16 protein-coding genes are annotated in these 13,552 nt (G+C 63.7%); 11 read left to right on the forward strand and 5 right to left on the reverse strand.

All coding sequences use genetic code 11. The features are described from left to right. Positions 1-9: 9 nt before the first annotated feature. Positions 10-963: a polysaccharide pyruvyl transferase family protein gene (locus tag AC3A4H_RS16515; RefSeq protein WP_487767669.1), complete on the forward strand. Its 954-nt coding sequence runs from the start codon at positions 10-12 to the stop codon at positions 961-963. On the opposite strand, the gene AC3A4H_RS16520 is transcribed toward AC3A4H_RS16515, so the two are convergent. Together AC3A4H_RS16520 and AC3A4H_RS16525 are read right to left on the reverse strand one after the other, a co-directional pair. Next, a complete protein-coding gene (locus AC3A4H_RS16520; protein ID WP_487767670.1) occupies positions 954-1,964 on the reverse strand; it encodes a glycosyltransferase family 2 protein in 1,011 nt (336 codons plus the stop codon). The two genes, AC3A4H_RS16515 and AC3A4H_RS16520, sit on opposite strands and share 10 nt — an antisense overlap. Positions 1,965-2,068: 104 nt before the next feature. Continuing rightward, positions 2,069-2,359, reverse strand: a complete 291-nt coding sequence (locus AC3A4H_RS16525; protein ID WP_487767671.1) for an exopolysaccharide production repressor protein — start codon at positions 2,357-2,359, stop codon at positions 2,069-2,071. Between the two features lie 622 nt (positions 2,360-2,981). Between AC3A4H_RS16525 and AC3A4H_RS16530 the strand changes: the two genes are divergently transcribed. The 9 genes from AC3A4H_RS16530 (at position 2,982) to AC3A4H_RS16570 (ending at position 10,890) form a co-directional block, all read left to right on the forward strand. Continuing rightward, complete coding sequence (locus tag AC3A4H_RS16530) at positions 2,982-3,662, forward strand: sugar transferase (RefSeq protein ID WP_487767672.1); 681 nt, start codon at positions 2,982-2,984, stop codon at positions 3,660-3,662. A 53-nt stretch (positions 3,663-3,715) separates the two neighbouring features. Then, entirely contained in the window at positions 3,716-4,981 is a 1,266-nt protein-coding gene (locus AC3A4H_RS16535) for a polysaccharide biosynthesis/export family protein (protein WP_487767862.1), read from the forward strand. A gap of 10 nt (positions 4,982-4,991) precedes the next feature. Continuing rightward, on the forward strand, positions 4,992-6,263 hold the full coding sequence (locus AC3A4H_RS16540; RefSeq protein WP_487767673.1) for an O-antigen ligase family protein: 1,272 nt from the start codon (positions 4,992-4,994) through the stop codon (positions 6,261-6,263). Further along, positions 6,260-7,342 (forward strand): acyltransferase family protein, encoded by a 1,083-nt coding sequence (locus AC3A4H_RS16545; protein ID WP_487767674.1) that lies wholly within the window; start codon positions 6,260-6,262, stop codon positions 7,340-7,342. Before AC3A4H_RS16540 ends, AC3A4H_RS16545 begins: the two co-directional genes overlap by 4 nt. A gap of 93 nt (positions 7,343-7,435) precedes the next feature. Beyond that, positions 7,436-8,212, forward strand: coding sequence for a helix-turn-helix domain-containing protein (locus tag AC3A4H_RS16550; protein ID WP_487767675.1), 777 nt, complete (start codon positions 7,436-7,438; stop codon positions 8,210-8,212). Positions 8,213-8,290: 78 nt separating this feature from the next. Then, positions 8,291-8,719, forward strand: a complete 429-nt coding sequence (locus tag AC3A4H_RS16555; protein ID WP_487767676.1) for a FixH family protein — start codon at positions 8,291-8,293, stop codon at positions 8,717-8,719. 2 nt (positions 8,720-8,721) lie between these two features. Then, positions 8,722-9,864, forward strand: coding sequence for a cytochrome-c peroxidase (locus AC3A4H_RS16560; protein WP_487767677.1), 1,143 nt, complete (start codon positions 8,722-8,724; stop codon positions 9,862-9,864). A 74-nt stretch (positions 9,865-9,938) separates the two neighbouring features. Then, complete coding sequence (locus AC3A4H_RS16565; RefSeq protein ID WP_487767678.1) at positions 9,939-10,394, forward strand: DUF1801 domain-containing protein; 456 nt, start codon at positions 9,939-9,941, stop codon at positions 10,392-10,394. A 55-nt stretch (positions 10,395-10,449) separates the two neighbouring features. Then, complete coding sequence (locus AC3A4H_RS16570; protein ID WP_487767679.1) at positions 10,450-10,890, forward strand: DUF1801 domain-containing protein; 441 nt, start codon at positions 10,450-10,452, stop codon at positions 10,888-10,890. Between the two features lie 213 nt (positions 10,891-11,103). On the opposite strand, the gene AC3A4H_RS16575 is transcribed toward AC3A4H_RS16570, so the two are convergent. Beyond that, positions 11,104-11,511: a hypothetical protein gene (locus AC3A4H_RS16575; protein WP_487767680.1), complete on the reverse strand. Its 408-nt coding sequence runs from the start codon at positions 11,509-11,511 to the stop codon at positions 11,104-11,106. Positions 11,512-11,553: 42 nt separating this feature from the next. Next, positions 11,554-11,757 (reverse strand): hypothetical protein, encoded by a 204-nt coding sequence (locus tag AC3A4H_RS16580; protein WP_487767681.1) that lies wholly within the window; start codon positions 11,755-11,757, stop codon positions 11,554-11,556. A 341-nt stretch (positions 11,758-12,098) separates the two neighbouring features. Here AC3A4H_RS16580 and AC3A4H_RS16585 point away from each other — a divergent pair, with 341 nt between their 5' ends. Further along, positions 12,099-12,398 carry a hypothetical protein gene (locus AC3A4H_RS16585; protein WP_487767682.1) on the forward strand — a complete coding sequence of 100 codons (300 nt, stop codon included), beginning with the start codon at positions 12,099-12,101 and terminating at the stop codon, positions 12,396-12,398. 201 nt (positions 12,399-12,599) lie between these two features. Here the strand turns inward: AC3A4H_RS16585 and AC3A4H_RS16590 are convergent, their stop codons facing one another. Further along, positions 12,600-13,487 carry a LysR substrate-binding domain-containing protein gene (locus AC3A4H_RS16590; RefSeq protein ID WP_487767683.1) on the reverse strand — a complete coding sequence of 296 codons (888 nt, stop codon included), beginning with the start codon at positions 13,485-13,487 and terminating at the stop codon, positions 12,600-12,602. Positions 13,488-13,552: the final 65 nt, after the last annotated feature.

Here is a 13,552-nt window from a genome sequence, read left to right on the forward strand (position 1 = left end):
CGAGGCCTCATGCATCCGTTTTACTGGGAATCCGCTCACGGCAATTTCGGCGACGACCTCAACCTCTGGCTCTGGGACTTCCTGCTCCCGGGCTTTCGCGAGGTTCATCCCGACGTGCTTCTCGTCGGCGTCGGCACGGTGCTCAACCGTGCGCTGCTGCCGCATGGCGTGAGGAAGCTCGTGATCGGCAGCGGCTTTGGCTATGGCTCCCTGCCCGATTTCTCCGATCCATTTGAATGGGACATTCGCTGCGTGCGCGGGCCGCTGACGGCGGGCAAGCTCGGCATCGACGACGGCCTCGGCATCGTCGACCCCGCCGTGATGGTGGCGGACATGCCGGAGTTCCAGAACCTGCCGAAGACGGGCGGCGCGATCTTCGTGCCGCATTGGGAATCCACTGTCGGCGGCATCTGGCCGGTCGTGTGCCAGGTCGCGGGGCTGGGCTATGTCGACCCGTGCGGCGAGGCCAAGGCGGTCATTCGCGCCATCGCACAGGCCGAACTGGTGGTGGCCGAATCCATGCACGCGGCCATCCTTGCCGATGCCTTTCGCGTGCCGTGGGTTGCGGTCAGCACGTCCCGCTCCATCAACAACTTCAAGTGGCAGGATTGGGCGGCGAGCCTTGGCGTCGACTATCGGCCGCGCCACGTGCCGATTTCCTCACGCGCCGAGGCGATCACCAAGGGCGCGCGCTTCTGGGGCATCGAGTTCGAGAGCAAAGTTTCGGAAAACGAGAATCCGAACAGCCGCGAGTTCGACGAAAGCCCGGTGATGACGCGCGCCGAGACGCCGCGCTCGGCGGGCCTGCGCGGCCTGGCCAAGCAGGTGCTGGCGGCGCCTTCCACGCTCGCCTTGTGGCAGGCGCGGCGCGCCACCCCGCAGCTCAGCGCAGATGCAGCACTTGCCGAGCGCAAGCAGCGTCTGCGCCATGTGCTGGAAGAAATTCGTCGCGACTATTTCTGAGCGGCGGGCCGGGCGGGGAGCAGGTAGCGCAGCGGCGCAGGTCCGTCGTCCTCCACAGGCTCGCGCTTCGTGTTGAACGCCTCGAGCTTGTCGGCTGCGACGCCGCCGACAATGGCGGGCAGGGCGGTCGGCCGCGTCAGGGCGCGGAGGCCTGCCCGCATCAGCCCGCGTTCCTTCTTTTCATCGAGAAATCGCCGCAGCTCAAAGCGGGCACGGATGTGGCGCTCGTGTTTCTCCAGCAAGCGCCGGGCATGAACCGGCACTTCGCCGGATGCGAGCATGGCGCGATCCGCTTCATAAAGCCGTTTAAGGTCGAGCGTTCGGTGTTGCCCGCTTAGCGAATTGTGGCGCACCACCGCGCCATAGCCGCAGGCATGAACTACCTTGTAGCGCGCGCCCCGCAGCAGGGCGCGGGCATAAAGATCGTAGTCTTCGCCCAGCCGCAGTTCCTCGCGGTACTGCAGCCCATGCGCTTCGAGGAAGCCGCGGCGTATCACCGGCTTCAGAAATCCGATCTCTCCGCGCGAGGCACCGCGCCGCGAGATGTTGCCTTCGATGAAGGCTGCCAGATCAAGGGTGCGTGGCTCAGGCGCGAAGGCGCCAACCTGCGGCTCGACATGCGCAATGCGCGCGTCGATGAAAGCTATGTTGTCGGCGGCGAAGTCCCAGTCGTCTTGCGCCAACAAGGTCTTGAAGCGGCCGGGAAGAAAGAAATCGTCGGCATCGAGAATGGCAATCAGCGGCGCGGTGGAGCGCGCAATGGCATGGTTTCGGGCAAAGGCCGGCCCCCGGTTGGTTTCCAGCCGCAAGATCCGCAGTCGTCCCGTGCCGTCGTCCGCGCCAATCGAAACCTCCGCCGTGTCGTCGCTCGACCCGTCGTCGACCACCAGCACCTCGCAGACCTCGGGCTCGCGAAGCGCCGAGCCAATGGCGCGGGCAATCGTGCCGCTGGCGTTCATGGCTGCAATAATGACGCACACTTGCGCCTGGCCTGATGTCACGTGCCTCTCCATCTCGCACTGCCGCCCGCCAGGGCTCGAATCGCAAGATGGACCGTTCGCATTTGCGAAAGGCGATTGTGTGACCCGGGTTGTGGGGGAAGGCGCTAGTGGTGCGGCGAAGGCGGTACGCCGGGCAGGTGGCCGTCCTTGCCGTGAACGTCGCCGTCGGCTGAGGCTTGCTGATCAACCTTGGCATTCGACTCGCTTTGGGCGGGCTTGGGGCCCGCGCGCCAGATCATGAACAGGACAGCCGCAAAGTAGCCGGCTTGCAGAAGAACGGCGCAGATCACGGTCTGGATAAAAGTGGTCCACACCGAGTGGGTGACGATGTAGGTGGTGATCGCGAACGCTATCAGCACACCGACGAGGCCACGGAAAAACAGCACGAAGGACATGCCTACGCCCTTGTGCCGTCTGCGCGCTCATATGCGCTGGAAATCATGCCCGGTCGCCCTTCGCCCAAGTAGGCACCGCTTCTTCGAGGCCGGCGCGCCTGAATTTATCTTCGAAGTCTTCGAAAACCGGCCGTTATCGCAAAGAGGCGTGCGTTCCATTTATATTGGACGGCAAATCGCGCGGCAACATGGCGGCGGACTTCCTTTCCCGCTTCAAAAGCGCAGCTGGCGGCTGAATCTTCGCGGATAATCTGGTGGCGGGATGACTCGGACCGATCGTTAAGGTGTCCGGCTTTCTTTCGAGGTTGCAGGACTTATCGGCGCGAATGCCAATATATATTAGTGTAAATTCGTCGAATTGTTAGCATGAATCCGCTTTTTGTGAGGATTTCACAGTTTAATATCATATTTTACTTAGATTTCGGCGCATGCCTCGCCATGTGTTTGCCGACAATTGCTGTCGTGAGACGGGCGCATTGTAAGCCACTGTTACAAAATATGATCGGATATTTCCCGGTCGTCTGATTTCGATCACACACTTGGCCTATCCGGGCACCGCCGACGTCGTGCTGCAGTGCGGCATTTTTTATTGTCACAGCCATTTTTATTGCGGAGCTGCCATATGAAATATGCTGCCAAGCTGGCCAATTTGACCCCCGGGATCAGCCCAAAATGCAAGGCGCAGCCCCCGATCGGCGGCGCTGTCAAACGCGGTTTCGATGTGTTGGGCGCAGCCGCCGCGCTCCTGTTGCTCAGTCCGCTGCTGCTCATGCTGGCGGCGCTGGTGAAAATGTCCGATGGCGGCGGCATCGTCTATGGCCACCGCCGAATCGGGCGCGGGGGGGAATGCTTTCGCTGCCTGAAATTCCGCACCATGGTCGAAAACGGCGATGAGGTGCTGGCCGGGCACCTCGCCCGAAACCCGCATCTGCGCGCGGAGTGGGACGCCACCCGCAAGCTGCAGGACGATCCGCGCGTCACCCGTGTCGGCTCCGTGCTGCGCAAGCTCAGCCTCGATGAACTGCCGCAACTCATCAATATCCTGCGCGGGGAAATGAGCATCGTCGGGCCGCGGCCCGTGGTGGAGGAAGAGCTGAAACTCTACGGTGCGGCGGCCGACATCTATCTGTCGACGCGCCCGGGACTTACCGGGCTGTGGCAGGTCAGCGGCCGCAATGACGTCTCCTACAATGCCCGCGTCGCCTTCGACCGGCACTATGTCGAGAACTGGTCCTTCACCTTCGACCTCAAGATCATCGCAAGGACGGTGCCCGCGGTGCTGTCGTCGCGCGGCAGCTACTGACCCGCTGCGACCCAAAGGAAAATCGTCAGGAAAGGCACGTTTTGACCGGACAGATCAGAAAGACACGTCTCGAAAGGCACGCGGCCGTCCGCTCCGCCCGCGCAATTCTCGCAATTTCGCTCCTCGCGTGGCTGGCGCCGACGCTCGCGCAGGCCGAGGACTACAGGCTCGGCGCGATGGACAGGCTGCGCATCCGCGTCGTCGAATGGCGCACCGCCGAAGGCGCCGTGCGCGATTGGTCGTCGCTGAGCGGAGAATACACGATCGGTCAATCGGGCTCTATCTCACTGCCCTTCATCGGCGAAATGCCCACCACCGGCAAGACCACGGCAGAGATTGCCGCGGCCGTGGGGGCGGAACTCCAGCAGAGACTGGGCCTCGTCGACAGGCCCGAAGCCTCGGTCGAAATAGCCGAATACCGTCCCGTCTTCCTCTCGGGCGATGTGCAGTCGCCGGGGCGCTACGCCTATGTGCCCGACCTGACCGTTCTGAAGGCGGTGAGCCTTGCCGGCGGGCTGCGGCGTGGCGCCGAAGCCGGCATTCGCGTCGAGAGAGATTTCATCAGCGCGCGCGGCAACTACGATGTCTTTGTCTCGCAGCGCGATGGGCTTCTGGCGCGCCGAGCAAGGTTGATCGCCGAGGCGGCCGGTCAGGCCGAAATCGACTTCCCCGAGGAACTGAAGCAGACCGAGGCGGGCAAGAAGCTGATCGCCGACGAGACCGCCTTCAGAGCTGCGCGCGAAAAGCGGCTGCAGGTGCAACTGGCGGCGCTGAACGATCTCAAGACGCTGCTGCAGAACGAGGTGGCCTCGCTGGAGAAGAAGATCGCCAGCCAGAGCCGGCAGATGGAATTGTCGCGCAAGGAACTCGACGGCATCGGCAATCTTGCCGAGCGCGGGCTGGTGGTGAACTCCCGAGTGCTGTCGCTGGAGCGCTCGGTTGCCGACCTGGAGAGCAAGGTGCTCGACATGGAAACCTCGATCCTGCGCGCCAGGCAGGACATCAGCAAGGCCACCCAGGATGCCTCAAACTTGCAAAGCGATCGCGACGCCGAGATCGCCCAGGCGCGCCAGCAGGCGGAGGCAGACATCGAGGCGCTGAACCTGAAGATAGCCATGTACAAGGATCTTATGGGCGAGGCCTTGTCGCATGGTCCGCAGGCAGCCGCGGGTGCCAAGGGCCAGCACGCGCCGACTATCGCCTATGTCATCGTGCGCGAAAGGGACGGCAAGGCAAGCGAGGTCCCGGCAGACGAGAACACGCCCGTTCTGCCCGGCGATGTCATCAAGGTCGGCGTCGCCATGCCGGCCGAGCGCTGAGCGCAGCCGCATGAAGATCGCCAAGGCTCGCTTCGTCAGCCCGGACCACAATTTCGCGTACGGCTTCGTCGCGATCGCGCTGTCTATCTTCGTCTTCGCCTATTCTACGCGTTTCGGGCAGGCTTCGATCCTGCTCTATTATGCGCTGTGGCTGCCGCTGGTCGCGGTGGACTATCGCCATTCGCTGGGCAACTACGCCAGGTTCCACTGGATCGTCGCCTTCGGCCTGCTTGCCAGCCTGTCGCTGTTCTGGTCGGCCGCGCCAAACGTGGCAGCGCGGGCAGGGGTGCAATATCTGTCGCACATAGTCTGCGCCCTGATTGCCGCGCGCACCGTCAGCGTGCGTACGCTTACGCTTGGCGCGCTCGCCGGCGTGTGCCTCGTGGTGCTCTATTCCCTGGCCTTCGGTGGCTATCATTATGATCCGCTCGACGGCGACTACAGCTTCGTCGGCGCATTCTCCTCCAAGAACCTGCTCGGCTTCTTTTCTTCGCTCGGCGTCTATTTCGCCTTCGCCGCGCTTTTCATCCTGCGCGAGCGTGGCGTGTGGGGCCTGCTGGCGCTCGCGACCTTTGCGCTTGCCGGCTATGCGCTGCTGGCCTCGCAGTCGGCCACCTCCATCATCGCCACGGCTGCCACGCTCGGAATGCTGGTTGCATTGCGCCCGCTGCTTCTGTTTGCCCCGCGCACGCGGAAAATGTTCTTCCTGGCCGGCCTTGTTGCTGCGCTGTGCGTCGTCTTCGTCGGCCTGAATGTCGGCGGCATCGACCTGCTGCTGGGTGCCTTTGGCAAGGATTCGACGCTCACCGGCCGCACCTATCTCTGGGGCGAGGGGCTCGCCGCCTGGGCCGAGTCTCCCGTCTTCGGCGTAGGCTACCAGGCCTATTGGGTGCAGGGTTTTTCCGAGGCCGAGCGGCTGTGGCAGGAGTTCTACATCGGTTCGCGCAGCGGCTTCCATTTCCACAACACCTATATCGAGGTACTGGTCGAACTCGGCGCGGTCGGCCTGCTGCTGCTGGCGGTGATCGTGTTGTGCGTGCCGGCGGGGCACCTGCTGCGGCTGCTGGACGACCGCGACAACGCTGCTTCCCATGTCGCCTTCGGGCTGGTCGCCATGCTCCTCGTGCGTTCCTTTTTCGAGGTCGACATCATCCATCCCTACGCCGTGGGCTCCTTCATGCTCTATTATACCGCCGGCCTGCTTGCGACCTCCCGGGCGACGCGGCGCCTCGTTGCGACCTCGCCGACCCCTGCACCGCTCGGTCTGCGGCACGCCCGATGAACAGGCTCTACGGCATTCAATACCTGCGCGCGCTGGCGGCGCTTGCGGTGGTGATCTTCCACGCGGCCGAGCGCAGCGGCGCGCATTTCGCCATCGGCGCGGCGGGCGTCGACGTCTTCTTCGTGGTCAGCGGCTTCATCATGTGGACGATCGCGCAGGCACGGCCGGTGGCGCCGACACGCTTCCTGCGCGAGCGCCTGGAGCGGATCGCGCCGGTCTACTGGATCGCCACCGTCGTTATGGTCGGCGGAGCGCTGTTTGGCCTGTTTCCCAATCTGAAGCTCACGCTCGGCCATGTCCTTGGCTCGCTGTTCTTCATCCCGCACCGCTCGCCCAGCACCGGCGAGATCTGGCCGGTGCTGGTCCAGGGCTGGACGCTGAACTACGAAATGTTCTTCTACGCCGTGTTTGCCGCAACGCTGCTTCTGCCTTCACGGCATCGGCTCGCCGCGCTGGCGTCGGTTCTGGTCGGGCTCGTGGCCCTTGGCTTGCTGCTCGAGAGCGGCAACCCGCTGCTTGCCACCTACACCGATCCGATCATTCTCGAATTCCTGCTCGGGGCATTGATCGGCAAGGCATGGACTGATGAAAAGATCGCCGCGCCGACCACCGGGCTAGGGCTGGTTCTGGTGGCGTTCCTTTGCTTTGCCTTCGTCGGCGCGACAGGCGCCGGCTTCACGCCCTGGGTTTTCGGCCCGGCGGCTGCGGCATTGGTGATCGGCACGCTGGCGCTCGAGCGCGGCGGTCTCATCGAGGGATTTCGGCCTGCAGCCTATCTGGGCGATGCCTCGTACTCGATCTATCTCTGGCACAGTCTTGCGATTTCGGTCGTGGCCAAGCTTGCCGCGATGCTGTCGCTTCCGGTTCTCGTGGCCCTGCCGCTTGCGGTTGCCGCCGGCGTCGGAGTGGGCGTGGCCGCCTACGAGATGATCGAAAAGCCGATTGCCCGCCCCTTGAAGAACCGCAGGGGAGCGGTCGGGATGCCTCTGCCGGAATTGTGGTCGAAGGTGCGGCGATCCGTGGGCGATTTTTGCCGGCTGATGCGGCTACGCTGGCTTCGCGCTCGAACCAACTTCTAGCTCCGCAGTCATCTCGCAACCCACAGCGCACATCAGCGCAGATAATCCTGCATCGGGGCTGTACTTGAGCCGCGCCAAGGTTACAGTCCGCTCATGAAAGTCAGCGGGATCGGGCGTGTCATCTTTTGGGGAGGCGGCAACCTGTGGATCGGGATCGCCGTGGCTCCGGTCGATCTGCATGCGCATCACGCCATTCAGCTTGCGGTGGGGTTTGACGGCCCGGTGGAATTCCGGCTCGATGCCGGTGTGCCTTGGTCCAAATACGAGCACGGAGCGCTCGTGCGCCCGGGGGCACCGCATGAGTTCCGCGCACCCGGCCGGCGTATCGCCAACATCCTGCTGGAACCGGAAAGCCAGCTGGGTCGAGCGCTTTTGGAACGCTTCGACGGCGGGCCGATCATGGCCCTCGACGCGAACGTCGACGATTTGGCCGGCGCCTATGACCAGGGCGTCGACGACGAGGTGTTGGCGCAGAAGGCGCTGGCATTCATCTCCGGCCTTGCGGGGTCGGCGCCGCCTCGCCACCCCGCCGATCCGCGCATCCTCCAGGCCATGGACTGGATCGGACGCCACCTCGACCAGCCTATGTCCCTTGCCGACGTCGCCGCGGTTGCGAATTTGAGCGAGGGGCGACTGCGCCATCTCTTCGTCGAACAGACCGGCATTGGTTTCCGCCCATTTGTGCTGTGGGCGCGCCTGAACCGCGCGCTCGAAATGGGGTTCGGCGGCTACTCGTGGACGGAAGCGGCCCATGCGGCAAATTTCGCGGATTCCGCACACCTGACGCGCACCTGCCGGCGGATGTACGGCCTGACCCCTACATCCATTCGGATCGACACGACCGCGCAGCTGCAGCAACAAATCGCGTAGATCCAGCCCCTTCGTTCAAGTGTTTCCCCGCTGTCTTCTCTATTCGAGCGCCACCCAATGCTCGAAAGGACAAGGCACATGTTTCGCAAGACGTTCTGGTTCATCCCTGCCGCCGCGGTTCTGGTTGCAGGCGGCATCTCACTGGCCATGGCCGGCAAGCCGCCGGCAGGACTGGATTACAGCCGTTCGCACGCCTCGAATGCCGGTCATTACCTCGTCACCGTAGCCCCCGGCATCGACCCGATCCCGGTAGGCAAAATGCATGAATGGACCGTCGCCGTCACAGGTCCCAACGGCCGCCCGGCAAAGGCCGAGATCGAGTTTGACGGCGGCATGCCACAGCACGGACACGGGCTGCCTTCCGTGCCTCGCGTGACTGGCCAGGATACTTCCGGGCGCAAGGTCGTCAGCGGCGTCAGATTCAACATGCCGGGCTGGTGGCGCATCGAAGTGAAGATCAATGGCGCGGCGGGCGCTGACACCGCCGTCTTCAACCTGGCGCTCTGACCATGCGCGGCACCTTATTTCCCATCCGGGCCGTGGCTCTGATTGCCCTGGTCGCGCTGGCTGCCACGGCCTTTTTTTATCTTGGCCAAGGCAGCCCGTGGTCGGCGGAAGAGCGCCAGCGCATAGCGTCGCTCTCGCTCGGCGCCCTGCCGCCGCTGCCGCCCGACCCGTCCAACGCCGTTGCGGACATGCCCGCTGCCGCGGCCTTGGGAAAAGCGCTGTTCTTCGACACCCGCCTCAGCGCCAATGGCCAGGTCGCGTGCGCGACCTGCCACCTTCCGGACAAGCAGTTTCAGGACAGCAAGCCGCTCGCTCAGGGCATTGGCACGACCACGCGCCGCGCCATGCCCATCGCCGGCACGGCCTACAGCCCCTGGCTGTTCTGGGACGGGCGCACCGACAGCCAGTGGGCCCAGGCGCTGGGGCCGCTGGAGAGCCCTGTCGAACATGGAAGCAATCGCGCCGACATCGTGGCGACCGTGGCCAAGCACTATGCCGAAGCCTATGCCGACGTATTCGGCGTGGCCCCCGGCGACACCTCGGTCGACCGCGCCTTCAGCAATGTGGGCAAGGCGATCGCCGCGTTCGAGCGCACCATCATGCCTGCCGCGTCCAGATTCGACCGGTATGCCGATGCCCTGGCGGCGGGCAAGCCCTCCAAGGCACTGTCGCCCGCGCAAATCGAAGGCTTGCGGCTGTTCATCGGCAAGGCCAGCTGCATCAATTGCCACAACGGTCCGCTGTTTACCGACAACGACTTCCACAACACGGGCGTGGCTTCCGTACCGGGGCTGCCGGAGGATGTCGGCCGAATGGACGGTGCTTCCAAGGTCCGCCAGAACCCCTTCAACTGTCTCGGTGAGTTCAGCGATGCGGCACCTGCCGAGTGCCCGGAGCTCGCGTTCATGAAAACGGAAGGAGAGGAGCTTGTGCGCGCGTTCAAGACGCCGTCGCTGCGCGATGTCGCCGGGCGGGCGCCGTACATGCATGCAGGCCAGATCGCCAGCCTGGCCGAGGCGGTAGCGCACTACAATGCCGCGCCGGCCGCTCCGGCCGGGCACAGCGAGTTGCGCCAGCTCGACCTGACGGCCGAGGAGCAGGCCAACCTGATCGCGTTTCTGGAATCCCTGACACCGACCGAGTAGCGATCCCGCTCGGCGGCCGGGTCGACATCGCCAAGAATCGAAGTATCCTCTGCGTCTCTCTGGGGAAGCACGCAATGGCTAGAAAGACGCCCGCCGACTCGCCCAAGGCCGCCGGCCAGGCCGCTGCAAAGCCGGCCCTGCTCTCGGGCGGCAACCCTCAAATCGCGAAAGGCGAGGGCGACGCTCCCGTCCAGGCCTATATCGCCGCCATGCCCGGCTGGAAGAGCGAAGTGGGACGCCGCCTCGACGAGCTGATCGTGCGTACCGTTCCGGGGGTGCGCAAGGCCGTCAAATGGAACTCGCCCTTGTATGGAGTGGAAGGCCAGGGCTGGTTCCTCGGCATTCACTGCTTCACCAGATATGTGAAAGTGGCCTTCTTCCGCGGCACGTCGCTGCATCCTGTTCCTCCCGGCGAATCCAGGAGCAAGGAGACGCGCTACCTCCATATCCATGAGGACGACCGGGTCGACGAAGCTCAACTCGCCGCCTGGGTCAAGCAGGCCAGCCAACTGCCTGGCGAACGGATGTGAGCGACCCATGCGCGGAGGCTAGAGTGACAACCACGATGGAGAAGGCGAAGCAAGCATGATGGCGAGCGGTTCGATTGAAGGGGGAGCGTCTCCCTCGCAGCTGATCGATGCGAGAATCAAGGAGCTCGGTGATTGGCGCGGCGAAATGCTTGCCCGCATCCGAAATCTCATCAGGCAGGCCGACCCCGAAGCGGTCGAGGAGTGGAAGTGGCGAGGGGTTCCGGTGTGGTCGCACGATGGCATCATCTGCACCGGCGAGACCTACAAGAAGGTCGTGAAGATGACTTTCGCCAAGGGTGCTTCGCTGGAGGACCCCTCAGGCCTCTTCAACTCCAGCCTGGAGGGCAACACCCGGCGAGCCATCGATTTCCACGAGGCCGACAGCCTCGATGAGGAGGCGCTGAAGGCGCTCATTCGCGCCGCCGTGTCGCTGAACACATCAGCCAAGGCTGCAGCGCGTGCCGCCCGCTCTCAGAAGAGACCCAAAAGCGCCTGAGGAGGTCAGCGGTAACAATCTTCGAAAGGGCGCCTCTGGCCTGCCGCATTTTTTCACCTTGGCCGGAACCATTTTGTGAGAATGCCGTTATTAAGGCAGAGCCAACTAGGGGTAGGTGGCTATACATAAAGAGCCTGTCTGAGTTCCACTCGGCAGGCTCTTTGCTTTTACCGCACGCGGACACAGCGGCCGCAATGAGTTCTCTTGCGTTGGCTATTCCGCCGGCATCGGTTTGGAACCGACCACATCGGCATTTCGCTCATGCCGCAGCACAAGCCAGCCGAAGAGCACCATGTCGGCGAGCACGGCAAGGGAGCCGATGGCCGCGATGGGGTCGCCAGCGGGATTTCCTGAATGTTCGAGCGCCACGCCTGTCGTGAGTACCACCGTGGCCACTATCCAGACACCCACTTGGATCCGCGCGCTGCGGCTTCGGTCGATGCCCGGGTTGAGCCGATAGAATATTCCGAAAAGGAAAAGCGATACCCAGCCAAGCAGGTTCAGGTGAGCATGCGCCGGCATGGTGGAGTGATCCTGCGAGATCGCCATGACGATACCCCACACCATGCCGACCAGAGCCAGCAGCACCGCTGTGCGAAAGCTTGTCGACGACGCCTTCATTTCTTCCTCCCGTTCGTCGCGCCAGGGCCGGAACTTCGAGGCTCAGGAGGACGGTTGCGGCGACACCTGCCTGCGCTGGCGAGGGCGCTTGCTTTGGGGTCGTTCAAGCCAGGCGTCGTAGCGCCGGAGCTTTATGATCTCGGTTGCGGCGACCAGGGCAATCTCCGCCAGATCGTCCCGGGTGAACGGTTCCGGGTCTCTTGCCAGCACAAGCAGCTCCTCTACCACGTCCAGCTTCCCAGCCATCGTGATTACCCTCCAGAGCCGCGGTTGATCCCGCGGCGCCATGAGCGTCTCAGACCGGCGACGGACTGAGCAAGTCGGGAAAAATGCTGACAAGCGAAAGATGAGCCTGACGCAGCGCAGCTTACCCCAACAGAGGAACCAGCCTTGGCGGGAAGGACTATCATGGAACCCGGCCGGCGCGAATCTGCGGCTATATTCAGGTGCAAAGCAGCGGGGCAGCTGGCTTTCAGGACGTGCGGTTTGCTCTGCGACCGCTCCGTTGGCCTGGCAAATTAATTTGGAACAACGGCCGTCGCCATCGGTTGTGCTGCTCCTGTCCCAACCAGCAAAGGGATCATGACATGAAAGCGCTGATTGCAACTGTAGCGGCATGCTGCCTCATGGCGCTTACCAGCGGACCGACATTTGCAGCTTGCCCCGATCGCCAGGCCGGCATTTCCAAGGACGGTACGCATGCTCCGCTAGAAACCCCGCAGCGCGATGCGGGCAAACCTGCGCAGAAGACCGGCGACACGATGCCACTGGCTTCCAAACAGGGCGGAGGCAACAAGGACCTCGCCACGTCCCAGCAGGATGTCGAGTCGCAACAGAAACACGGCAAGACAGCAGCCGCTCAGGCCGACCAGAACTGCAAGGACTGATGCTGCGCAAGCCGCGGTAGGAAGCCCTCCTGGTATCGGCCCAACAATCGAGAGTATCTCCCGATTTTGGTGATATCCGGCGATGAGCAAGAGCTGGCGCTCCTTTGGCGCGCCAGCTCATTTGGTATTCGCGGGTCCTTCCGGCCCCGCGGGTAACCCCCCGGGCATTTAGTGCTTGAGGACGCGGCTGTCCCCTGCACGTCAGTCCAGCACTGGGTCTGTCCCCTTGAACACCTCGTGCGCAACCGCGGCAAAGGCTGCAACGGCACCCAGGCAGCGGGTTTCCTGCCGTGCGACCAGATATTCCCCTGCTGTGATCCGTACATCGGAAATGGGAATGGCACGCAGCCGCGGATCGCGTCCCAGTTCCTGATCGAGCACGATACCGATGCCGATTCCTGCTGCGACGGCCTCCTTCACGGCTTCCCGGCTGCCGAGAACCAGATGCGGTGGGATGTCGATGGATTGGCTCGCCAGGGCCGCCTCGAACAGTTGACGCGTCATCGAGCCGGCCTCGCGTGTCACAAGGCGCTGGCGGAGAAGCTCGTGAGCGTTGATGTGACTGCGGTCCCACCAGGGGTGCCCCTCGTGCACAAGGATTTGCACCTGCTGGCAGACCAGTAGGTCGCAGGCGAAATCCGGGTGCGGCGTCGGCATCGTCACGATGGCGACGTCGACTCGATTCTGCGCGACCAGGTCCAGCAGGCTGCTGGAGTTTTCCAGCCGCACGTCGAGCCGCACGCCCGGATGTGCGGCGGTAAACCGCTCCAGGATGGGCATCGCCACATACGGCGCGCACAGGCCGATTGCCAGGTGCCCGACGGCCAGGCTGCGCCCGCCATCCACCCGTGCCCCGATGTCGTCGAGCATGAGAATCACCTGCCTGACCCTTGGCAGCAGGTCCAGGGCATCGGGTGTCAGTTCCACCCCTCCGGCCATGCGAATGAAGAGCCTGGTTCCGACCGCGTCCTCCAGCGATTTCACATGCTGGGTGATGGCCGGCTGGCTCACTCCCAACGCCTGGGCGGCGGCAGAAAAGGTGCGATGACTGGCGACGGCATGGAAGGCGCGGAGCTGGGCGAGGTTCATGACGATTTTCTGCGGCTGCATAAGTTCACGTTCATACGGGTGTCACACGATTTAGCGAAACTTAT

The sequence above is a fragment of the Pseudaminobacter sp. Soil_N_29 genome (genome assembly GCF_057656055.1).

Bases quoted from the DNA above. Each gene is read 5' to 3' on its own strand.
- AC3A4H_RS16515 (WP_487767669.1), top strand. From the start codon at position 10: ATGCATCCGTTTTACTGGGAATCCGCTCACGGCAATTTCGGCGACGAC.
- AC3A4H_RS16550 (WP_487767675.1), top strand. From the start codon at position 7,436: ATGAAAGTCAGCGGGATCGGGCGTGTCATCTTTTGGGGAGGCGGCAAC.
- AC3A4H_RS16555 (WP_487767676.1), top strand. From the start codon at position 8,291: ATGTTTCGCAAGACGTTCTGGTTCATCCCTGCCGCCGCGGTTCTGGTT.
- AC3A4H_RS16590 (WP_487767683.1), bottom strand. From the start codon at position 13,487: ATGAACCTCGCCCAGCTCCGCGCCTTCCATGCCGTCGCCAGTCATCGC.
- AC3A4H_RS16530 (WP_487767672.1), top strand. From the start codon at position 2,982: ATGAAATATGCTGCCAAGCTGGCCAATTTGACCCCCGGGATCAGCCCA.
- AC3A4H_RS16565 (WP_487767678.1), top strand. From the start codon at position 9,939: ATGGCTAGAAAGACGCCCGCCGACTCGCCCAAGGCCGCCGGCCAGGCC.
- AC3A4H_RS16575 (WP_487767680.1), bottom strand. From the start codon at position 11,511: ATGAAGGCGTCGTCGACAAGCTTTCGCACAGCGGTGCTGCTGGCTCTG.
- AC3A4H_RS16545 (WP_487767674.1), top strand. From the start codon at position 6,260: ATGAACAGGCTCTACGGCATTCAATACCTGCGCGCGCTGGCGGCGCTT.
- AC3A4H_RS16525 (WP_487767671.1), bottom strand. From the start codon at position 2,359: ATGTCCTTCGTGCTGTTTTTCCGTGGCCTCGTCGGTGTGCTGATAGCG.
- AC3A4H_RS16540 (WP_487767673.1), top strand. From the start codon at position 4,992: ATGAAGATCGCCAAGGCTCGCTTCGTCAGCCCGGACCACAATTTCGCG.
- AC3A4H_RS16585 (WP_487767682.1), top strand. From the start codon at position 12,099: ATGAAAGCGCTGATTGCAACTGTAGCGGCATGCTGCCTCATGGCGCTT.
- AC3A4H_RS16560 (WP_487767677.1), top strand. From the start codon at position 8,722: ATGCGCGGCACCTTATTTCCCATCCGGGCCGTGGCTCTGATTGCCCTG.
- AC3A4H_RS16570 (WP_487767679.1), top strand. From the start codon at position 10,450: ATGATGGCGAGCGGTTCGATTGAAGGGGGAGCGTCTCCCTCGCAGCTG.
- AC3A4H_RS16580 (WP_487767681.1), bottom strand. From the start codon at position 11,757: ATGGCTGGGAAGCTGGACGTGGTAGAGGAGCTGCTTGTGCTGGCAAGA.